Raw genomic sequence first — 23144 nt, forward strand, 5'->3', positions numbered from 1 at the left:
AAAATAAAACAAAGGAAAAAAGTTTTTCTTAACACCCACGGATACGAAATTACTGTCTACAAAAGATTCTCCTTTTCATCACAATACCTGCTTCAACATCGGCCTCACTACCCTATATTCATCACTATAAGTTTCCTTTATGATTAAAGGTGATTGAGGATCTTTTTCTTCCTCAATCATTGTGAATACTTCTGTTTTCTCTTGTAATGTATTAGATTCTCTATTTTTAATAGGTTTTTTACTTGTTTTAATTTTTTTTGTTACTTCACCAAGTTTTTGCCCAACTTCTTCTACTTTGGCAGGTTCATTCGTTACGTGGTACTCCTGATCCTCACATACTAATATAGGTGGCACTTGTTCTCGTTTGTTACATATTATAATAAGCAGTACTAGCTACAAGTAGTAGACAAGTTAATAAATAGAAGATAGTTTTTTATTCATATACTACACTCCTTATCTATCATTTCATTGGATTATATAATATAAGTTATTTATAATAAATGGATTTAGCGGTAATTTTCAGGTTGAACAATAAAGAAAAACCTTACCGAAGTAAGGTTCCTTTTTTACATTCTATAGTGACCGACTTATTAAAACAATCATTACAATAATCGCAATAAACATAACAACTAAACAGCCGATCATTTTATAAAATCCTCGTTTCGTTAACGTCCCGCCTTGAACGTCTTTACGAATAAATAAGAATACAGCTAAAAATAATACAAGCCCAATGCCAAAAGCATACATCATTTGCATATATTAATCTTCCTTTCTCTCTTCCATCTTAATATCTTTTTGCCAAAACAACAAATGAGATAAAGACGGTACTCATTGTAAGTGCCATAAGTATATTCAATAATTCAGTAGCAGATAGTGTAAGTATTTTTAAGTTTAAGCCGATAGAGAAAAGAAGATAATATGCTGTTAATGCAAAAAAGGTTACAAACATTCCTTTATAACGAATAAGTTTCATTCGCTCGTCTTTTTCTTTAAATTGCGGATGCAAGTAGCTTAGGCAGAAACTCATAATCATCATCCCAAGCAATGGATACGTTATAGCTGGTGGTGCAGAATGCGTCATTATACCTGTTAATATCATAAATCCACTCATAAATAGAAAAATAACACCCATAATTACAAAGTACTTTTGTGAATAATTCATCCCTATTCCCCCTCTTCTTTTCCTTCATAAATAAATACATGTTCTATCGTTGTTTGAAATGTTTTTGCTATTTCAAATGCTAACGGAAGTGACGGATCGTATTTTCCTTTTTCAATTGAGATAATGGTTTGTCTTGAAACGCCAAGTTTCTCAGCTAATTTTTCTTGAGATAGTCCAAATTTTTTTCGGTATTCGACCATTTTATTTTCCAAGGAAATTTCTCCCTCCTCCCATATATCGAGTATATATGTAAAGTAAACTTTACGTCAAGGTTCCTTTACATTCCTTTTAATCATTTTTCACTCTATTTATATAGAAGAAACTTGTTCGATTTCAACACGTCTATTTTGTAATAAAACCTGGAACACTGTATGTAATCGTTACTATATTTCCTCCTCACCTTTTTTAAAATTTAATATCTTCATATTTGTTTTATCCTTTTAAAATATTTCATTCTCTTCTTTATTAGATGAAATGCGTTATTGGTTTTACGGTGTTTTTTGGCATATTTATAGAAACTAACGGGTTATGAAGCAATTTTTATGTTTAGCCACTTTTTTTGTGGAAATCCTTCATTTTCCTTTCGATATTTAACACTATCGAAATAAAGTTTACGATAAATTCATAATTTTTTATTTTTTATACTATATTCCGTTATATTGTTGTATAATATCTATGAAAGCGCTTATTATTTCAATATACATAATTCAAACTAAATTTTATCAAAACATTCTAACTATTATACCTATATTTAAATGCAACAATTATAGCTATTAGTATAGGCATACCAAATATATCCACCCCATTTTTCTGTAAAATTACTTTATAAAGTGAAAGATTAACTTGGGTGATAAGTTATTGTGAATGTTTTTTTACAAAACAGATAAGTAATAGTGTTTGGTATTATGTAAATTATTGTAATAACATAAGAGTAAAGAAAACATTTACATTGATTATTGATTCATTACTTATTGAAAAAGAGCAAAATGCACCTTTGTATGGAAAAGGATTATATGCATTGGGAGGTTTAAACAAATGACGAGGAAGAATACAACGACAAACCCTTGGGCCAAGTTCCACGGTCCGAACCTTGGTTATGTTATTGAGCAGTATGATCTTTACGTAACTGGAGCAGGTTCTGTTGATCCGGAATTACAAGAGCTTTTTGAAATTTTTGGAGCTCCTTCGTTTCAAGATGATGTCGTAACAGGGGACAACACAGCAACACATTTTTCTCCTCAAAACACAGGTAACATTGAAAAAATTCTTAAAGTCGTTCAACTTGTTGAGCAAATTCGTTCTTTCGGGCACACGTTGGCTCACATTAACCCGATGGAAGATGCTGCAAATGGACAATCACTTCTTGAGAAAGCAATGAGTGGACTGAGCGATGCTGACTTGAAAGCGATTCCAGCGAAAACAGTATGGCAAGATGCACCAGAAGGTATTCACACTGCACTTGATGTAATTCATAGATTAAAAGACGTTTATACAAAATCTTTAGCTTATGAATTTTCTCATATACAAGATAGTGAAGAACGCGCGTGGTTGCATCAAATGGTGGAATCAAATTCATTGCGTCAACCACTATCAAATAAAAAACGAACTGCTCTTTTAAAACGTTTAACAGCTGTTGAAGGTTTCGAGCAATTCTTGCATAAAACATTCGTTGGGCAAAAACGTTTCTCTATCGAGGGCGTTGATATGCTTGTACCTGTTTTAGATGAAATTGTTCTAGAAGGTGCTAAGAACGGCGTAGAGGATGTCATGATTGGTATGGCTCACCGCGGTCGCCTAAGCGTACTTGCTCACGTATTAGAAAAACCATATACTCACATGTTTGCTGAATTCAAACATGCAAAAATAGAAGGCGCAGTAGCCAATGCTGGCTGGACTGGCGACGTGAAATACCACTTAGGTAGAGAACAAGTCGTTAGTAATGAAGAAGTTAGCACTCGCGTTACTTTAGCAAATAACCCGAGTCATCTTGAGTTCGTGAATCCTGTAGTAGAAGGTTTCGCACGTGCAGCTCAAGAGAATCGTAAAAAATCTGGTCTTCCAGAACAAGATACTTCAAAATCATTCGTAATTTTAGTTCATGGTGATGCTGCATTCCCTGGTCAAGGTATTGTATCTGAAACGTTGAACTTAAGCAGATTGAATGCGTACCAAACAGGCGGAACGATTCATGTTATCGCAAACAATGCAGTTGGTTTTACAACTGACAGCTATGATTCTCGTTCTACGAAATATTCAAGTGACCTTGCAAAAGGTTTCGATATTCCGATTGTTCACGTGAACGCTGATGATCCAGAAGCTTGTCTTGCTGCTGCAAACCTTGCAATTCAATATCGTACATTGTTCAAAAAAGATTTCTTAATCGATTTAATTGGTTACCGTCGCTATGGTCATAACGAAATGGATGACCCAGCAGTTACACAACCACAAGTGTACAAAAAGATTAAAAATCACCCAACTGTAAGAGCAATTTATGCAGATCAATTACAAGCTGCTGGTGTTCTAAATGCAGATGAAATTGAAACAATTACACAGTTTACACAAGAGCAATTAAAATCTGACTATGCACAAGTACCACCAGCTGATACGAGCGATGCAACAATTCACGTTAAAGTGCCAGATGTTGTTGCAAAAGGTATTCAGCCAATTGATACTGGTGTTGAGCTTGACTCACTTCGTGCAATTAATGAAGGTCTATTATCTTGGCCAGAAGGCTTTAACGTATATCCGAAAGTGAAGAAAATTCTTGAGCGCCGTAAAGATGCTCTTGAAGAGAACGGTAAAATTGAATGGGCACTTGCTGAATCGTTAGCATTCGCTTCTATTTTACAAGAAGGTACGCCAATTCGTTTAACTGGTCAAGATTCACAGCGTGGTACATTCGCACACCGTCATATCGTACTGCACGATACAGAAACAAATGAAACATATTCACCGTTACACCGTTTACCAAACATTAATGCTTCATTCTCTGTTCATAACAGTCCGTTATCAGAGGCTGCTGTTGTTGGTTACGAGTATGGTTATAACGTATTCGCTCCAGAAACTCTTGTTATGTGGGAAGCGCAATATGGTGACTTCTCAAATACTGCGCAAGCATTATTTGATCAATATGTTTCAGCTGGAAGAGCAAAATGGGGTCAAAAATCTGGTTTAGTTCTTCTATTACCACACGGTTATGAAGGTCAAGGACCAGAGCACTCTAGTGCACGTCCTGAACGTTTCTTACAGTTAGCTGCTGAGAACAACTGGACAGTTGCAAACTTAACGAGCGCGGCACAATACTTCCATATTTTACGTCGTCAAGCATCTATCTTAGGAACCGAAGCTGTTCGACCATTAGTACTGATGACGCCAAAGAGTTTATTACGTCACCCACTTACGCTTTCAACTGCTAGTCAGTTAAGCGAAGGACGTTTCCAACCTGCTTTAGAACAAGAAAACCTTGGCACAAAACCAAACAAAGTAAAACGTCTTGTTTTAAGTACAGGTAAAATGGCGATTGACTTAGCAGCAGAAATTGAGTCTGGTAAACATGAGTACAACTTAGATGAGGTTCATGTCGTTCGCATTGAGCAGTTGTACCCATTCCCTGCTGAGAAAGTTCAATCTATTATTAAACGCTTTAAAAACTTAGAAGAAATTATTTGGGTTCAAGAAGAACCTCGTAATATGGGCGCATGGCATTACATGGCTCCAATTCTGTTCGAACTAGCTGGAGATAAAGTGAAAACGGGTTACATTGGACGCCCAGATCGCTCTAGCCCATCTGGCGGCGATCCATTCGCTCACAAAGCTGAGCAAGAACTAATTGTTGCACACGCTTTAGATGTGAAGTATAACTTCCGTCAAGATAAACTAGAAATTGAAGTTTTCAGCAATTAAAAAGTAACAATGACGGTTTCTAGCTTGATCCCGGGCAGATATTCTGCCCAGGGTCAGGCTAACAAATGGAGATTACCGAAGACAAAAGAAGAAAAAACACACCGTTAGGCAAATAAGGGGAGGACATTTAAAATGATCGAAATTAAAGTACCTGAGCTTGCAGAATCTATTACCGAAGGAACTATTTCACAATGGCTTATCAACGTAGGCGACAAAGTTGAGAAAGGTGGCAGCGTTGTTGAGCTTGAAACTGATAAAGTCAATGTAGAAATCATTGCAGAAGATTCAGGTATTGTATCGAAGTTACTAGGCGAACCTGGGGATACAGTTGAAGTTGGCGCAACTATCGCAATTTTAGATGCTAATGGAGCACCAGTTGCAGTAAGTACACCTGCTCCAGCTGCTGAGCAACCAAAACAAGAAACAGCTGAAGCACCGAAAGCTGCAGCTCCAAATGCTGAACAAACTACGGGTCTACAAGGCTTACCAAATACGAACCGTCCTATTGCATCACCAGCTGCTAGAAAAATGGCTCGTGAATTAGGAATCGACTTAAACGACGTACGTAGCACAGATCCACTTGGACGCGTGAGACCACATGATGTACAAGCTCATGCTGCAGCACCAAAAGAAGCACCAGCTGCTCCAAAGAGTCCAGCTCCTGCTCCAGTTGCAAAAACTGAATTCGAAAAACCAGTTGAGCGTGTGAAAATGTCCCGCCGCCGTCAAACAATTGCAAAACGTCTTGTAGAAGTTCAACAAACATCTGCAATGTTAACAACATTTAACGAAGTTGATATGAGTGCGATCATGGAATTACGTAAAGAACGCAAAGATGCTTTCGAGAAAAAACATGATGTACGTCTTGGCTTCATGTCATTCTTCACAAAAGCAGTTGTTGCAGCATTAAAACAATTCCCATTATTAAATGCTGAAATTCAAGGTGACGAGCTTATCATCAAAAAATTCTATGATATCGGTATTGCAGTAGCAGCTCCAGATGGATTAGTTGTTCCAGTTGTACGCGATGCTAACCAATTAAACTTCGCTGAAATCGAAAGTGAAATTCGTAATTTAGGTATGAAAGCACGCGATAACAAACTTTCATTAAAAGAACTACAAGGTGGTACATTTACAATTACAAACGGTGGTGTATTCGGTTCTCTAATGTCAACACCAATCCTAAATAGCCCACAAGTAGGTATTTTAGGAATGCATAAAATTCAAGTACGCCCAGTTGCAATTGATGCAGAACGTATGGAAAACCGTCCGATGATGTACCTTGCACTATCTTACGATCACCGTATTGTTGATGGTAAAGAAGCAGTTAGCTTCCTTGTTGCTGTTAAAGATATGCTTGAAGATCCAAAATCATTATTATTAGAAGGTTGATAGATTTTTAACCTATTAAAGGCTGTAGAATGAATCATTCTACAGCCTTTTTTTATTTTGTTCATACGGGACAAATTTCATGACATAAAGTAATAATGTATGCCTAAACGTAAGGAGGATTAAAATGAATAACCTTCCAATTCATGCAAAACTTAAAGTAAATAAGGATACTTTCTTCCTCCCCGACTCAAACGGGGGTGTCTATTTTCGAAATAACGCCAGTTCATTTCGCATGGACGGTGCTGGAATTTATGACTGGATTGAAAAACTAATGCCAATGTTTAACGGGAATTATTCTTTAGCAGAAATAACCGATGGTCTCCCTCTCCCCTATCAAAATCGCGTATTTGAAATTGGAGAGATTTTATATGAAAATGGTTTCGTTCGCGATACAAATCAAGATGAACCTCATGAATTAAACAGTACATTACTCGACAGATATGCTTCACAAATTGAATTTTTAGAAGCTGATTCTCATTCGGGTGCTTTAAAATTCGAAACGTACCGTGGGGCAAATGTCCTTGTACTTGGTTCTGGGGATATGCTTACTTCCTTAGTTTCTTCTTTATTAGAATCTGGTTTACCTACATTTCATTACCTCGTTACAGATCGGGATGAAACAAACTATGACAGAATACATGAGCTAATAGAACGTGCATATGAAGTTGATAACACTGTACTCCTTCAAGAAATCGATACTACAATTGACCGTCCTTTGCATGAAGTATTCGAACCTTTTGATTGGATTTTATATGTTTCTCAAAATGGAGACATTGACGGTTTAAAGACAGTTCACACTATTTGTAGAGAAGCGAAAAAGAATTTCATACCAGCTATTTGTTTATCAACACTCGGTATAGCTGGACCTGTCGTAACGGAAAATCGTGATGAATGCTGGGAATCTGCATGGCATCGTCTACATGAAACGACTTTGCAAAATGAAAATTCATCTGATTCCTTCTCACCCATTACATCTGCAATGTTAGCAAATGTAATCGTTTTTGAATTATTTAAGCATGTCGCGGATGATTCACATCGGGAAAAAGGATCACAATTCTTTTTATTAAACTATGAAACACTCGAAGGAACGTGGCATCCTTTTATAAAACACCCTCTTGCAACTGATGAAAGTTTTACAATTGATACGATAGAGAATCTTTCTGAAAAACTTGAGCATCGGTCTAACCAACATACTTCAACTGATGTATTCCAATTTTTCGATTCATTAACTTCTAAAGAAGCCGGTATATTCCATGTATGGGATGAACAAGATTCATATCAATTACCGTTATCACAATGCTATATTCAAGTAGCCAATCCACTATCAGATGGCCCAGCTCCCCTCCTGCCTCTTATGACTTGCAGTGGATTGACCCATAATGAGGCACGCCGAGAAGCTGGTTTAACAGGAATTGAAACATATGTAGCAGAAATCATTCACCGCCTTATTCCTGAACATAACGATATCGGTATCGGTGCTGGAGAAACGATGACAGAAGGTTTTTACCGCGCACTACAACAACATTTAAACAATAAACTGTATGAACGGCAGTCACATACGCTAGAAGAACTTACAACAATTGATTTAACTGACATTCACGATAAGCATTGTAGATTTTATTACGATGCTCTCTCTACAATCCATGAAACACCTACAATAGCAATGAGTGAAGAGATTCTTAGTTTTCCTGTCGTTTGGATTGGTATAAATGATAGATGGTACGGTGCATCTAATATAAATATGACGTTAGCGTTACGAAACGCACTACAACTGGCACTCTTTCACATTCAAAATGAAGAGATTCCTTACAGAGCTAATATTTTGTATGACTCATCTATTATTTTATATGACACTGATTCTTTTAGAGTGGAAATACAACCAGAAGAAGAAATTCCAAATGTGCAATCTTTACAGCTTGCCTTACAGCATTTAGAAGAACATAATTTTTATCCTTTCGTGTTTGATTTAGCAATCGAACCATTTTTGAAAGAAAACTTAGACGGTGTGTATGGGGTATTAATTGCAAAGGAGGATGGTCTATGACTCGAAATATATTGCTTATAGGAGATGGCCTACTTGCAGACTATGTACATGATCAATTATGCGAACAATATTCCATCATTCGCCAACATACCATTACAGAAGAACTCCCTGAAAATATTCACCTCGCTCTCGTATTACATGACGGATCTCCTTCTACTATTCATCATGATGCTGAACTTATTTTTCGCTCAAATCATATTCCGTGGCTTCGCGGTTTCACTTCATTTGGCGAAGGTATTATCGGTCCTTACATTCATCCTCTTTCATCTGGCTGTTCTCATTGTTCTGATGGACGCCGATTTATCGCTGGCTTCGATCAACAAGAAATGTGGGAACTACAGCGGAAATACGCCTTTAAAGCCGACAATGTAACGAGGCGTGATGTACGCGCCACCCAAAATGGAATGTTACAAATGTGCCATCTTATTCGCGTAGAAACAGAGAAAATATTAACTCATAACCATTCTTCTTTAGAAAATGAACTTATTTTACTCAACTTACAAACATTACAATGTACGCGGCATTCTTTTCTTCCAGATCCTCTCTGTCCTATATGTAGTAATTTACCTGATGATACTGCGGATGCGGCGGAACTTTCTTTACAACCGAGTTTAAAAGTAAGCACCGAAACGTATCGCTGCCGTTCCATTCATGAATTAAACACATTTTTAACGCGAGACTATTTAGATTATCGGGTCGGTATGTTGAACGGCAAAATGCAGCATTCTTTATTGCCATTCGCTGACGTCATTATAAACATGCCATTAATGTTTGGAAATGAAGGTGTTGCAGGCCGAACTCATTCATTTGCAGTGAGTGAAGCAACTGCTATTTTAGAAGGTTTAGAACGATATTGCGGTATGTCGCCTCGCGGGAAAAAGACAAATGTGCATGGTAGTTTTCATGATTTAGAGGAACATGCACTAAATCCCCTCACACTCGGTGTACATACAAATGAACATTACAATCGTGATAATTTTCCATTTAAGCCGTTTGATCCTGATTATGAGCAAAACTGGGTATGGGGATATTCTTTATCACAAAACAGACCGCTTTTAGTTCCTGAATCAATTGCTTATTATAGCCTCGGTCATCGAGATGCTTTCGTGTATGAAACATCAAATGGATGTGCAATTGGCGGTAGTTTAGAAGAAGCGATTTTTCACGGCATTTTAGAAATTGTAGAGCGTGATGCCTTCTTACTCACTTGGTATGCCGAATTACCTCTTCCCCGCCTTGATCTGAGTTCAGCAAATGATACAGAATTACAATTAATGATTCAGCGGTTACGTACGATTACCGGATATGAATTACACGCTTTTAATGCGACGATGGAACACGGCATCCCGAGCTTATGGGTAATTGCAAAAAATACACGTGAAAATGGAATGAACGTTGTTTGTGCGGGAGGCGCTCATTTAGATCCTATTCGAGCTTTAAAAAGTGCCATTCAAGAAATCGCAGGCATGTTACTTATAACAGACGATGAGCTCGAGCACAAAAGAGAATACTATGAAAAATGCTTACAAGATCCTTATTTCGTTAATAAAATGGAAGACCACAGTATGCTGTACGGATTGAAAGAAACGGAAGAACGTCTTCACTTCCTTTTACGAGAAGATGCACCGGTACAAACGTTCCAAGAAATGAATGTATCACAATCATTTGATATGGATTTAACATCCGATCTCCACCAACTTTTAAATCGTTTGCATCAATCTAATCTTGAAATAATCGTTGTAGATCAAACCGTTCCCCTTATAGAAAAGAACGGACTACACTGTGTAAAAGTCATTATTCCAGGCATGTTACCGATGACATTCGGCCATCACCTTACTCGTGTTACAGGATTAGATAGAGTCTATACCGTACCGATGACACTTGGATATAGCACTGAACCGTTAACAAATGAACAATTAAATCCACATCCGCACCCGTTTCCATAGTAAAGGAGGGATTTCATGCAGCTAGATACTTTTTTACATCATCTCCATTTCTCTATTGATGAAATTATGCCGAATCATGAGGTGGACTGGAAAGACGCACCGCTTCCTTATAAATTATATCGAAATGTACCTACCATCCCGCTCTCCTTAGAAATCCCGTTATCTTTATCGAACTCTTCTACTACACCTACTCTAAATGAGATTGGTCACTACCTTTGGTATTCATTTGGTGTAACACAATTATGTCAGCTAAATAGCGAGAGAAATGTATTACGCAGATCCATTCCTTCAGGCGGTGCTTTATATCCGAATGAATTGTATATCTATTTAAAGATTGACGATTATCCAGACGGCATTTACCATTATGACGCCGCGCATCACCGACTTATTTTACTTCGCGAAGGAAATTTCGATTCTTATTTAGCAGACGCACTCGGTAATCGCTGTAATATACATGATTGTTTCGGTGCCGCATTCGTATCCACTATGTTTTGGAAAAACTTCTTTAAATACAATAATTTTTCATATCGCCTTCAAGGATTAGATAGCGGGGTTCTCATTGGACAATTACTAGAATGTGCAAAACAGTTCGGTTATACGAACGGCGTATACTTTCAATTTCTAGACCGTGCACTGAACCATTTACTCGGATTGTCAGAAGGTGAAGAAAGTGTGTATGCCGTTATTCCTTTAAGTACAGAGCCAGAAACTAATTGGTTTCACAATGATTACCGTGAAAATAAAACAGTTACTTCTCATGAGTTGTTGCAACAAATTCCGCCGTTAGCACATGAACATTTCGTTCGCTCAAAACATGTAAATGAACATCCGATGATAACAAAAATAAATGAAGCTTCTATGATTGAATCGACAGAACACTTCCAAACACTACATCATGAAGAGCACTATCAACATAATACGTACGCTGTACAGCTACCTAAAGTAGAACGGTTATCGTATGATTTCCTACAACTTTGTAAAAAACGATATTCTCCTGATGCGGACTTTATTTTAACGAAATGGGATGCAGCTGAGCTCGCTACTTTATTACAAGAAGCGAGCCTCTCCTTCCCCTATTACAGCGACCTTGATGGTAAGTATGTAAATGAAAATGCACGCGTCTCATTATATGGATGTTTCTATAACGTAAAAGATATAGAAAACGGTGCTTACACTTATAACAGTAAAACACATTCCATACAACCACTTCGATATGGGGACCTTCGTTATCTCCTTCAATCTAGTATGACGATGGATAACGTAAACCTTTTTCAAGTACCACTTTGCTTACATGTAGTCGGAAAGAAAGATTACTATACACGTGCATTAGGCTATAGAGGATACCGTATTCACCAAATGGAAGCTGGTATCCTCGTTCATAAACTCGTTTTTGCTGCAACTGCTATGGGGATGGGCGGGCATCCTTTACTAAGTTTTGATACAAATTCATGTGATCAATTGTACGGAATTGATGCTGGAAATGAAACGTCTCTCATTCAAATTCCTGTTGGGGCGTATCGGGCGCGGGATTGGTTAAAAGGGGCTTTGCATAATTAGAAGCACGCCGGTAGACGGCGTGCTTTTTTTAAAGGACTTAATTTATAAAAAGCGAAATGAGTATATATTCTTACATAAAAGGAGAATGTAACTTGAACATTTTACAACGATTAATTCAGCAAGCAAAAAAACCTCGCGGGACAATTGGTTCTTCCATGCTTTGTATTATGAACGCTGCACATATGAGACTAACAAATTGGGGATTACAAAAAATACATATACGTAAAGATGCAATTACTTTAGATATTGGTTGTGGCGGCGGCAAAACAATACATACTCTTTCAAAACGAATTCCATTTGGGAAAATATATGGAATTGATTATTCAGATCAAGCTGTTGAAAACTCAAAGAAAGCCAATATACAGGACGTAAAAAAAGGAAAAGTAATCATTCATCAGGCAAGTGTCTCCTCTATTCCTTACAATACAAACTTCTTCGATCTCATAACCGCTTTTCAAACACACTACTTTTGGCCCGATGTGGAACAAGATATAAAAGAAATATTTCGCGTCTTACAACCGAATGGATCTTTTTTATTAGTAGCTGAAACTTTCAAAATTCAATATCATATGGAGAAATGGAAAACGAATGAAGAATTAATAAACCTATTTTATAAAACAGGATTTACAAGTGTGAAATGCTATGAAGAAAGAGGTTGCCTTTGTGTAATAGGAATTAAGTAAAAAGCAGACCCTTTGAGGTCTGCTTTTTACTAGATTAACTTAAAAATACTCTTAATTTGTCTAGCAAATAACCAATTTTTCGTACCGTAGTTATCATTTAAACTATCTAAATTAATAGATTGTCCGTTAGCAAACTTTAATTCTAACGTTGTATTTTTGTCATTTGTTTTTAAATTATTATTTATAATGTCATCATACTTTAATTTTTCAATCTCAATATATTCGTCTTTTTCTTGTCCAATCACGACATGGTCTTGGAAGAAGAAAAATACTTCTACTTTTTTACCGAAACAAAATACATTTTTCGTATAAATTAATGTCGCGTTATCAAGTCCGACACATACTTCTTTCATTTCTTCCACAACGTGTCCAAAGTCTTCTTCATGTCTTGTATTTGATTCAACAATCCATTCTTCGATTGTTTTCATATTAATTGCCATACTGTGCCCCCTGGTTCGTTCATTGCTTCGTTTAAAAAATAAATACTATATGAAAATATAAGCGATTAGTAATATGTTTTCAAGGGGGAACGGTATATTCAAAATAAAGTGAAACTTTAATCAGTGGGGTTTTTCTTGATCCCCCACCTAACTTCTTTGCTTTCACTGGATTTTGAGGTGGGGGTCTTACTGTCCGCAAATAGCGGGATAAAGTTAAATTTCAAAGTAATATAAAAGGAACACCAATTTCATTAAATTTTAAACGTTTGAACGAGACATTCTTCATCATCAATTAACTGCTCTTTCTCATCAAATTCAATGTTCAGTTTTTTATATACGTTCTTCCAAAACGACACTGCTGGTACATTTTTTAGAAGTTCGATAACGAAATATTGTCCTCTTTTCTCTTCTAGTAAATTCTCAACAGCTTGTTTACCGATTCCTTTTCCTTTATATTGATTCAATATGAAAATATCATTAATACCAAAATCATTTTCCTTCTTCAAAAACGGACGTTCCAGTAGTAATAAGAATCCTACAATACTATGATCAACTTTTATAAAATACGGCGTGATTCCGTCATTTTTCCAAAACATATGCAAATCTTCGTATTCAAAAAATCCGTTCGCTCCTATAGTTATATTCATAGTGAACTTAGAAAGGTCATGAAGATATAAAGCGTACAGATTACGTAATATTTCTTTTTCTGATTCTTGAACTTTTTGAAGTGCTACAATCATAAAAAACTCTCCTTCCTCATATGTAACTATTTCCCAACCCTCTTCATTCGAAAAAAATGATAATTCCCCTTTAACAAAAAAATAGCACTTTAAAAAGTGCTATTCCGCTCTCCTTGCCGCTTGCTGAATTGGATCCCAAACACTGTTATATGGTGGTGCGTAACTTAAGTCGACATCTTCTAAATCATGAATGCTCATTTTATTGAAAAGCGCCATTGCAATCACATCAATACGTTTATCTACGCCTTCTTCTCCAATTACTTGTCCGCCCAACAATTGTTTCGTATCGGAGCGATATAGTAATTTCAAGTAAAGTCGTTTTGCATTTGGATAATAGCCCGCCATATTTGTAGAATCTACTTTGACCGTTTTATACGGGATATGTAGCCCTTTTGCTTCTTTTTCATTTAATCCTGTTCTTGCGAGTGTCAAATCCATAAATTTAATAATGCCTGTACCTAACGTACCTTTAAATGCTCTTCGTTTATCAAGCATATTTAGTCCAGCAAGTCGCCCTTGTTTATTGGCAGTCGTTCCGAGCGGGATATGATCATGAATTTCCTTTATAACGTGGTAATGTGTTGCGCAATCACCGGCTGCATATACGTCTTGTACATTCGTTTGCATATATGCATTTACTTCGATTGCTCCTTTATGATTCTTACGTATATTTGTCCCTTCAAGAAAATCAGTATTTGGCTTCACTCCAACCGACACTAAAATAAGATCTGCTTTATACGTACCTTTATCCGTTTCGATTGCTTCTACTCGTTCATTTCCTTTAAATGCTTTTACATTTTCATTCGTTAAAATTTCAATATTGTGTTTATCTGCTTCTTTATGTATATATTCAGCCATATCTGCATCATAAATCGTACCGATATGATCATTTCGCTCAATCATTCTTACTTTCTTACCAAGTTCGACGAATGTTTCTGCCATCTCCAGTCCAATCGCACCGCCGCCAATAATGGTTACATCTTCAACTTTATTCGTTTCTAACGTTTTTAATATGCGCTCAGCATCCGGAATTGTTTTTAAAAGATGAACGCCTTGTAATTCCCTTCCTTCCCATTCTGGCATAACAGGACGTACTCCAGTCGCAATTAATAATCGATCATATGGAAATTCAAAGACATCCTTCGTCTTCGTATGCTCTGCGTACACCATTTTCTTTTCCGTATCTACTTTCGTTACTTCATGACGCACTTTCGCATCAATTCCATATTTCTCACGAAACGTCTTTACATTGCGCGCGATTAACTTTTCAGTTGAAGCGATAGCACCACTAATGACATACGGTAATCCACACTGAGCGTATGAATAAATTTCACCTTTTTCTAAAGTTACAACATTTGCATTTTCATCGTTTCTAACAATTTGCATAGCTGCACTCATACCAGCTGCATCTCCGCCAATAATGACATAGTTCACTTTACCACTCCTTCTTTTTTACATACTCTTTACGTTTTCCATATTTTATAGAAATAACACCTACTTCCATTGTAAAGAAAGAGAATTTCATCTTCAAATTTGGTGCACAAACTTATGTATGAATAGGTAACTGTCGTGTCTTATAAACAAAATGTTTAATATGCTATAACAGTTACTATTGAAAGTAGGTGAAATGTATGTGCGCCGGCCTTCTCGCCCAGCTTCCAGATGAACCGCAAGAACCAAAAGAACCGAAACCCGCCGTCTCACTTGACCAAGAATTTTCCATTAATGCAACAATATATAGCGCTCGTGCTTGGTTATCTAACGATGATACGTTTGCGCAAGATATTTGGAAAGCTACCCAATTCGCTTCAGCATCACATGCTGGCAAGTCCATCTTTCCAGTCGGTTCTGTTAAAATTATAAACTTCTCTGATGATACAATTACTGTTACTGCTTCACCAGAATCAGATCATGCGCTCAAAATAGTCGTACCACCCCATTCCGAGGCTGCTCTAACGTCTGGTCCTTTATCACATATACAAGCTAGTACATCAGGAGGATCAAGTAAAGTCACATTTCTCTTTCATATCTTTTTCTCAAGGGATCCTGGTCCAGCTAAATAACGATAGAAAAGGTACAGCAATATACACTGTACCTTTTTCAAGTGCTCTATTCTCTTGATTTGATTAGTTCAATATTATAAGTTTCAATATCTGTTAACGTTCCTTTAAAATAAGGATTTTCTCTATACCAAGACTGTTTTGCAAAATACACTTGCATATCTTTCGTTTGAAAAATATGTCCATGCCTTGCATATATTTCATTTCTAGCAATTTTCAACTGCTCTTTCGATAAATATGTTAAATCTGCGCTCGTTAATTTTCGAATATCACTATCAGGAAAGATGAAACCATTATATACATACCCAGTCGTAGGTGGCGGGGTAACATTATAAACAACTGTTTTTTCTGTACTTTTCTTTTGGAATGAAAGATTATAAGACGAAAGTGCCGTTACCGTCTCTACTTGTGTCGTTTCTCGTCCGCTTTCTCCATTTCGTTCTAAATAAATCGTCGCACTTCCATCAGTCGCTACTGGCCCCCATGTAATTTCTTCTCCTACCAGCGCTGTAACCGGTTTTTGATTTACGTACAATGTTGCACCAGGCGCGTTCGTTTGAACTGTAATATATTGACCTTGCAGCGTCAAATCTATCGTTACGTTATTTTGGCTTTGTTTCATAAGTACAACCTTTTCCTCACGCGATAGTTTTACATAGTCATTTTTATATTCTGATTGAAATACTTGATTACCTGGAAGAAATGGCCCATATTGCTTCTCAAACTTTTTGTCATCTGTCTTATCAATTTCTTTTCCGTTCATTTTTAACGATACGCCTTTTTCATTTGTAAGCAAAGTTGTATAGTACGTCTTCACTTTCAATTTATACCGATCAAATATAAAGAAATACTTTCCGTCTTTCGTTAATGAAAAATCAGTTCTTTCTATTCCGTCCCATTGTTTTTCACCTTGTCTCAAATATTCTTTTAATTCATTCACGTATGATGGATTTTCTTTTATATATGAAAATAGAGGCGTTATACTCTCTCTCGTTATCATAACCGATGGATCATCTGCCGTAACGATCTCAGCTAATTTCTCTCCGTCCCGCTCTTGTAAAATCGTAATCATCCGGTCTACTTGTGCTACCTGCGTATAATACGACGATCCGTACAAATACAATCCAATAATCACTATAACAAATAGTGCTAACAGTGTAATGCCAACTTTTGCACCACCGCTCATGTTCTTCTTTACTACAGGACGTCCCCTCTTCGTCCCGCAGTTTTGACAAAATTGCACACCATCTTCAAACTGAATTCCGCACTTTGTACATACATTCATCCAGTCAACCACCTTTTCATTAGAAGCCAGTTATTCCCTGTGTTAAGGCTTGAATTATCGTGCTAATGTAAGACCAAAGTACAATGAATGTTGCAATTCCAATTAAAACATTTGCAATAATAAGTGTGTAAACGAGATCTAATCCGCCATTGTCTAGCTTTAATACGGCTACAGTTATACTAATGCCTATATAAGTTGCAACTACCGATAATAATATCGGTAAGAAAAAGATTAATAAGAAACTAAAAAGAAAAGAAAGGACTAATATGACAATAGCCGGCGTCGCTATCGTTCCCCATATACCAAATACTTCAAGAAATGAAAAAGATGATTTCATCATCTTACCACTTACAAAAATAATAAATCCGACAAATAAAGTTAAAATTAATAAAAAGAAAAAGACCGTTATAGATTCTCCAAAAAACGTGGGAGTAGATATATCTGGTGCAAATGTTCTCGTAACTGCTGATGCTGCACTCATCATTCTATAAAAAATACATGCTCCTAAAAAACAAATAAGAACAAGACTTACAATTCCATTTCGCACTTCAATAGCGCCGCTTTTCATAATCGCTGTCGGTGCTTGTAATGCATGTTTAAAAAATTGAAAATAGCCGCTCGCAAACCGCTTCGCTTGCTCTACCGTTTCATTTGGCCGAGCTTCCTTTGCTTGTGCCGCACGTGCTTGTTCCAGCCCTTCTTCTTGGCCACTACTTGCCACTACTTCTTCCGTTAACGAATGTCCACAATTCCCGCAAAACTTTGCCTCTACTGCATTTTCTGTATGACATGACGGACATTTCATTCTCTTATCCCTCCTTAAGCATATACCTTATAGGGTGTTACAAGTTCAATATATGAATTTGTACATAAAACATGACTACAAGAAAAAGATTCTGAAATCCTTCTTCCGAAAGAAAATATATGTGCTAGCAATCTTGAAAAAAAATGCTATTATGAAACAGAATAAATAATATTTTTAACAGATTGGATGAAAGAAAATGGAATTGGTAAACTCAATTTTTCAAATACTCCTTACAAGCGTAATCCAATTATTATCTTTAATTGGCGTTATCATTGTAATTGGATTTCTATTAGGCTATTTAGAATCTCTCACACGCATGTATTGGTCGAGAGCTTTTGGAAGAAAAGGATTCCTATTAACGGCTTGGATCGGTGTTCCGATTCACGAACTTGGACATGCCATTATGTGCGTACTGTTCCGTCATAAAATTGTGGCGACTCAGTTCTTCCCAACAGATACAAGTCAAGGGGCTTTAGGTTATATACAACATCAATACAATCAAAAAAGTGTGTATCAACGAATTGGGAATTTCTTTATCGGCATTGGGCCTATTATTTCTGGTATTACTGCATTAATCCTTTTAATGCGCTATTTCGTACCAGAATCATATTTTTTATTTAATACAACTCTCGAAAAAACGATTGCTTCTACTTCTATTAATGTAGAAATGATTCAAAACATGCTCTTGTCGACGTTTGTATTATTGAAAAGCTTATTTACAATCGGCAATTTATTGAATCCTTCCTTTTGGTTATTTTTATTTATCGCCATTTGCATTTCCGCACATATCGCTTTAAGTAAACCAGACATTAAAGGATCAATAGACGGTGTTGTCGTCATGTTTATCGTGTTATTTTTATTCAACATAATAGCAGGACTGTTTCAATACGACAGTAATCAGCTAATTGGACAGGTTATGAAATATAATATGTATCTCATTGCGTTTTCTAGTGTGGCATTGCTGTTCTCTTGTCTTTCTACACTCGTTAGTTTTTCGTTTTATAAAATAAGAAGAGGGCGTTCTTTTTGAACGCCCTCTTCTATCTTTAAATAATTATTTATCAGATTTAATAAGTTATTGAATGGGAATAGATGGTCCAATCACTTCGTTTTCTTTCCCCGAATACGGTACAAGTGAATATTTTCCCGCCGCTACATTAATTCCATCAAATCTACTAAAAGAAATGTCTCCGCCTTTATTCGATACAAATGCCTCTTTAAATATATATGTTTTTCCAGATTCTGATTCGATTTTAAAATAAATATCTTCATTTGCACTTTGTGGCACATCATAATAAATTGTTGTGGAAATCGGCGTAGAAACTACTTTTTTAACAATTACTTTATTGCCATCGTATAAAGCAATTGTTTCATTTAAATCAAACGTCTGCTTCTCTTTCATCAACTGAGCTTGTGATACTTCTATATCAAATATCCATGGTTGCTCAATTACAGTATCCTTGTTGAATGTATCATAAGTAATTTCGATTTGAAGTTCATCAGTTTGTGGCATTTCACTTAACTCAACACCACCGTAAATTGTAAACATAGAATCATTTACTCCAATTGATTGTGCATCCTTTGCATTAGAAAAGTCACGCCCATTTATTCGTACCTGTGGAATTAAATATGTTTGGTAATCAAATTTCACACCTTTCGCTGGCTCAAATGTTGAACTGATAAATAATTTATTTTCATCCACTAGTACCTCATTTAAAGTCAGTTTACCGTATTTATTTTCAGCGGTTTTCCCAATAGCCGTTTTATAGGGAGAATAGTCAAGTGGTTGCTGTTTATCAATATATTTTTCAATTAATCCCGCTATAAATGGCATATTTGCTAAAGATGTTTGTCCAAGCGGCACTGTAATGCTGACAATTAGCATGCAAGCTGCTGCGACTCCGAACCATTTTTTTGAATGTTTGTTTTTACGGAGCTTATTTTTCACACGTTTTTCCCACTGCTTTTCCTCTAGTTTGGTTAAGGGAGTCTCCTCAAACTCTGTGATATCCAACTGAATATCATTTAACTCTTTATAAATAGACATGCCCTCACACTCCATTTTTAAAAATAAAAATCTGTTTGAGCTTTTTTCGTCCGCGTGACAGTTTGTTATGAATCCATGACTCCTTCACGTTAAGATGGGATGCAATTTCACGAGACGGTACACCTTCTAAATAATACTTTTCAAAAATGTTACGATCTGTTGCTGACAACTCACTAAGCAGTTCCTGTACGTCTAAGAAGTCATTTTGTTTTCTTTGTTCTTGATACAGACGATCATTAATCTCCGTACAGACAGTTTGTTGCTGATTTCTCACATTTTTCCGCTGATAATCAATTGCCCGATATTTTGCAATGGCTGCTATCCATTGTTTAAACGTATTTTTACTTGAATCAAATGAATCGATATGAAACCAAATCGCTAATAATACATCATCTAAGCATTCTTCATAATCTTGCTGATTGCTCTGTACATATTTTTTAATAATAGCGCTGAGTAATCCTCCATATGTTTGAATAATAAACGTAATGCTTTTCTCATTACGTTTTTTAATTTGTTTTACAACATTTTCTTCCGTTATCTTCAAAGGTAGACCTCCTTGTACTGCTAATTGGTATCTACTTTCTAATACGAATGAAAAACAATAACCCTATCACTGTTTTTCATATTGCAAACACAATTTCACCATTAAACAACATATATCTTGTTCATAATGAGAAGAGCTAGTTCATTACGAACTAGCTCTTCCCTTTAATTACTTCTCTTATAATCACAATGTTCAACCCGAACACGAGCATGCCCCTCTTCATCGGTACACCATGACTGTGATTGGAAGGCAAGAAAGATACCAATCCATTCTTCTTCCTTTTCAAAGTGAATGAGTATTCCTCCGTCTTGCCATATACCATTATCTCCTTTCCATTTCTCTACATTCCCTTGATTCATGTGAATATCATGTATACCGTTTCCTGGTTTGAAATGAAAATAGGAATCTGGTGTATTTTCTTCTGGTCCCCATCTTTCGCCAAACGCGTAAATAATTGCTTTTTCTTCCATCGCTCGCTTTATATAACGTTCTATTTTTTCGTTTAAATCATTATCTGCTCCTGCTTTTTCGGGAGGCAAAGGAATCATTTGTTTTGAGTCAAATAGATTTCCTCTTACATAATCTAAAGCTACTTTCGGTTCATTATTTTTTACTTCCGTAAAACCAAATGGTAATGTCGGTAAAATATGAATCGCCTCTGACCTAATATTGTTACTCGCAAAATATAAAACTTCTGACGGATAACTTTGCGACTTTACGTTAATAGCAATACGATAATCTACTCCAGTCTCGCCCTGTAAATGAACTTGATAATGAGGTGTTTTCCCTTTTCCAATCTTTGATTGTATAACTGTACCTTTTAACACACCGTAGTTTTTTAGGGGCATACATTTCATCTCCTATTCATTTAGTAGAAGCTATTCATATTTAAATCATTATCCACTCATAAAAAAAATCCTCCTATGTTAGGAGGGTTTTTAATTTCTCAACATATACCAAACAATAACCTCTACTACTACGAGCAAAATTGCACCCAAAATCATTAACGTCGTCTTCTTTAATAGTTCATTTTCACGATACGGTATATTACATAAGTACGCACCTAGTGTAATCCGTGACGGGCAAGCGATTGTCGCTACTGATGATGCAGTGTTTTGCAGTGTTGTGACGTATTGCCACGGGAGTGCTACGTTTTGTGCGGTTTGCATTTGTAGTTTTATAAACATTGCATTTGATCCTGCGTTACTACCTGTTAAAAATCCACCAATAGCACCAATAAACGGCGCAACGAAAACGAAAAAGGTTCCAAATGTTTCACCAGCTGTCTTTGCGAGTAATAAATGCATGCCTGATGCACCCATTAATTCTGAAATGGCGATAAACATTGTCGTAGTAATAGCAAAAGGAATCCATTGTTTGATCGTTTGCGAGAGTGATTGTTTAATAATATTAGACGGGATGCGGAAGAAAATAATAGTAAATAAGCAAGTCATACCGAGCCAAAATCCTGGTGAATATAGTAACTCTAGTTTGTAAGAGTATGATTTCAAATCAAGAACCGCATATGATCTGAACAAATCATGTAATGCTGGAACGAGGCGAGAAAGTAAAATACAAACTGTTAGAAATATATAAGGGCTAATAATTTTTATAATGGATACTTCTCTCTCCGTTGCAGCGGCATGTTCTGTTATAAGATTTTGCCCACTTTTTCCTTTTAATTTAATGATAAGAAAGCCAAATGTAATCGTAACGATAGAACTTAATATCCCTGCTAGTTCAACACTTACGTACGCATTAGAAAGATAGATTCCGAGAGAAAATAATAGAAAGAATCCTACCCCTTCTTTCCACTTTTCTATAACCGCTTGCCAGCCGCCAACAACGTGTAAAGAAAGAATAACAAAGTAAGCAAACATCGGAATACTTAATAGCGCTGTATTTGTACCAAGTGTTGTAAGAGGCATATTTATTAGCTGCGAACCGATAATCGTACCAGTTGCCATTGCGCCCCATGAACTAGCTAGTAAGCCGATAAATGAGAGCAGTACAGCTTGAAATGGTTTATATCCTAGTGAAAGAAAAATAGGTGCTGCAACCATGAAGCCGATACCGAATCCACTTACTGATTCAATAAGCGGGCAAATGCCAAAACACATAAGCAGCATTTGTAATAAGCGATCCTGAGTAACTTCTTCTAGAAAACGTGCTACTTGATCGATGTACCCCATTTTGTTCATGAGGTGAAATAAAAAAATACCGAAAAATAAAACGTACCCGACAATAAAACAAATTAACCACCCTTTAATCGTTGCGTGCACAGTTTCACTTATCCCTAATTGAAACGTTGGCGAGAGTAAAACGATTCCAACACATACAGCATAAGAAATTAACGAAGACCTTAATGACGTTTGTTTAAATAAAAATAAACAAATGAAAATCATCATAATTGGGATAAGTGCCAACAATATGGCCATGTTATCATCTCATTTCGTTTAAAATACAATTTTTAACTATTATATAACAGATGTTGTGATTTTCAATTGTTTTTAAAACAGATTTAAAAAAGGAGCCA

General features: G+C 36.3%; 20 protein-coding genes and 1 pseudogene. 8 read left to right on the forward strand and 13 right to left on the reverse strand.

Annotation, left to right across the window (positions count from 1 at the left end):
• Positions 1–78 precede the first annotated feature (78 nt).
• The 4 genes and pseudogenes from ACO6VI_RS06185 to ACO6VI_RS06200 all read right to left on the reverse strand — a co-directional run bounded on the left by ACO6VI_RS06185 (position 79) and on the right by ACO6VI_RS06200 (position 1374).
• A pseudogene (locus tag ACO6VI_RS06185) lies at positions 79–427 on the reverse strand (hypothetical protein).
• A 146-nt stretch (positions 428–573) separates the two neighbouring features.
• Positions 574–756 carry a DUF3976 domain-containing protein gene (locus ACO6VI_RS06190; protein ID WP_001178303.1) on the reverse strand — a complete coding sequence of 61 codons (183 nt, stop codon included), beginning with the start codon at positions 754–756 and terminating at the stop codon, positions 574–576.
• 28 nt (positions 757–784) lie between these two features.
• Positions 785–1162, reverse strand: a complete 378-nt coding sequence (locus tag ACO6VI_RS06195; protein WP_048564894.1) for a hypothetical protein — start codon at positions 1160–1162, stop codon at positions 785–787.
• Between the two features lie 2 nt (positions 1163–1164).
• On the reverse strand, positions 1165–1374 hold the full coding sequence (locus ACO6VI_RS06200) for a helix-turn-helix transcriptional regulator (RefSeq protein ID WP_000428506.1): 210 nt from the start codon (positions 1372–1374) through the stop codon (positions 1165–1167).
• Positions 1375–2197: 823 nt separating this feature from the next.
• On the opposite strand from ACO6VI_RS06200, the gene odhA reads away from it, so the two are divergent.
• The 6 genes from odhA (at position 2198) to ACO6VI_RS06230 (ending at position 12687) form a co-directional block, all read left to right on the forward strand.
• A complete protein-coding gene (gene odhA / locus ACO6VI_RS06205; RefSeq protein ID WP_161519991.1) occupies positions 2198–5065 on the forward strand; it encodes a 2-oxoglutarate dehydrogenase E1 component in 2868 nt (955 codons plus the stop codon).
• A 132-nt stretch (positions 5066–5197) separates the two neighbouring features.
• A complete protein-coding gene (gene odhB, locus ACO6VI_RS06210) occupies positions 5198–6457 on the forward strand; it encodes a 2-oxoglutarate dehydrogenase complex dihydrolipoyllysine-residue succinyltransferase (protein WP_000569892.1) in 1260 nt (419 codons plus the stop codon).
• 124 nt (positions 6458–6581) lie between these two features.
• Positions 6582–8501, forward strand: a complete 1920-nt coding sequence (locus ACO6VI_RS06215) for a putative thiazole-containing bacteriocin maturation protein (protein ID WP_001061546.1) — start codon at positions 6582–6584, stop codon at positions 8499–8501.
• Positions 8498–10447 carry a TOMM precursor leader peptide-binding protein gene (locus ACO6VI_RS06220; RefSeq protein WP_071730668.1) on the forward strand — a complete coding sequence of 650 codons (1950 nt, stop codon included), beginning with the start codon at positions 8498–8500 and terminating at the stop codon, positions 10445–10447. Before ACO6VI_RS06215 ends, ACO6VI_RS06220 begins: the two co-directional genes overlap by 4 nt.
• Positions 10448–10462: 15 nt before the next feature.
• Positions 10463–12004, forward strand: coding sequence for a SagB family peptide dehydrogenase (locus ACO6VI_RS06225; RefSeq protein ID WP_078993533.1), 1542 nt, complete (start codon positions 10463–10465; stop codon positions 12002–12004).
• A gap of 92 nt (positions 12005–12096) precedes the next feature.
• On the forward strand, positions 12097–12687 hold the full coding sequence (locus tag ACO6VI_RS06230) for a class I SAM-dependent methyltransferase (RefSeq protein ID WP_098032981.1): 591 nt from the start codon (positions 12097–12099) through the stop codon (positions 12685–12687).
• Between the two features lie 29 nt (positions 12688–12716).
• Here the strand turns inward: ACO6VI_RS06230 and ACO6VI_RS06235 are convergent, their stop codons facing one another.
• The 3 genes from ACO6VI_RS06235 to ACO6VI_RS06245 form a co-directional block, all read right to left on the reverse strand.
• Positions 12717–13127: a DUF3908 family protein gene (locus ACO6VI_RS06235; RefSeq protein WP_098032982.1), complete on the reverse strand. Its 411-nt coding sequence runs from the start codon at positions 13125–13127 to the stop codon at positions 12717–12719.
• Between the two features lie 251 nt (positions 13128–13378).
• A complete protein-coding gene (locus tag ACO6VI_RS06240; RefSeq protein WP_098032983.1) occupies positions 13379–13867 on the reverse strand; it encodes a GNAT family N-acetyltransferase in 489 nt (162 codons plus the stop codon).
• Between the two features lie 99 nt (positions 13868–13966).
• Positions 13967–15301 carry a CoA-disulfide reductase gene (locus ACO6VI_RS06245; protein WP_098032984.1) on the reverse strand — a complete coding sequence of 445 codons (1335 nt, stop codon included), beginning with the start codon at positions 15299–15301 and terminating at the stop codon, positions 13967–13969.
• Between the two features lie 197 nt (positions 15302–15498).
• Between ACO6VI_RS06245 and ACO6VI_RS06250 the strand changes: the two genes are divergently transcribed.
• Positions 15499–15930: a hypothetical protein gene (locus ACO6VI_RS06250; protein ID WP_000332407.1), complete on the forward strand. Its 432-nt coding sequence runs from the start codon at positions 15499–15501 to the stop codon at positions 15928–15930.
• 46 nt (positions 15931–15976) lie between these two features.
• Here ACO6VI_RS06250 and ACO6VI_RS06255 read toward each other — a convergent pair whose 3' ends face one another.
• Together ACO6VI_RS06255 and ACO6VI_RS06260 are read right to left on the reverse strand one after the other, a co-directional pair.
• A complete protein-coding gene (locus ACO6VI_RS06255) occupies positions 15977–17212 on the reverse strand; it encodes a TcaA 3rd/4th domain-containing protein (RefSeq protein WP_161519990.1) in 1236 nt (411 codons plus the stop codon).
• Between the two features lie 19 nt (positions 17213–17231).
• Entirely contained in the window at positions 17232–18017 is a 786-nt protein-coding gene (locus tag ACO6VI_RS06260; RefSeq protein WP_161519989.1) for a zinc ribbon domain-containing protein, read from the reverse strand.
• A 196-nt stretch (positions 18018–18213) separates the two neighbouring features.
• Between ACO6VI_RS06260 and ACO6VI_RS06265 the strand changes: the two genes are divergently transcribed.
• Complete coding sequence (locus ACO6VI_RS06265) at positions 18214–19047, forward strand: hypothetical protein (protein ID WP_000424522.1); 834 nt, start codon at positions 18214–18216, stop codon at positions 19045–19047.
• A gap of 45 nt (positions 19048–19092) precedes the next feature.
• On the opposite strand, the gene ACO6VI_RS06270 is transcribed toward ACO6VI_RS06265, so the two are convergent.
• The 4 genes from ACO6VI_RS06270 to ACO6VI_RS06285 form a co-directional block, all read right to left on the reverse strand.
• Positions 19093–20064 carry a DUF4179 domain-containing protein gene (locus tag ACO6VI_RS06270; RefSeq protein ID WP_063546865.1) on the reverse strand — a complete coding sequence of 324 codons (972 nt, stop codon included), beginning with the start codon at positions 20062–20064 and terminating at the stop codon, positions 19093–19095.
• 4 nt (positions 20065–20068) lie between these two features.
• Positions 20069–20608 (reverse strand): sigma-70 family RNA polymerase sigma factor, encoded by a 540-nt coding sequence (locus ACO6VI_RS06275; RefSeq protein WP_063546863.1) that lies wholly within the window; start codon positions 20606–20608, stop codon positions 20069–20071.
• Between the two features lie 164 nt (positions 20609–20772).
• A complete protein-coding gene (locus tag ACO6VI_RS06280) occupies positions 20773–21456 on the reverse strand; it encodes a DUF2278 family protein (RefSeq protein WP_161519988.1) in 684 nt (227 codons plus the stop codon).
• 90 nt (positions 21457–21546) lie between these two features.
• Positions 21547–23046 (reverse strand): L-lactate permease, encoded by a 1500-nt coding sequence (locus tag ACO6VI_RS06285; protein WP_161519987.1) that lies wholly within the window; start codon positions 23044–23046, stop codon positions 21547–21549.
• Positions 23047–23144: the final 98 nt, after the last annotated feature.

It is taken from the genome of Bacillus sp. PSXD-155, from assembly GCF_049310765.1.
In the GTDB taxonomy this organism is placed as follows: domain Bacteria; phylum Bacillota; class Bacilli; order Bacillales; family Bacillaceae_G; genus Bacillus_A; species Bacillus_A cereus.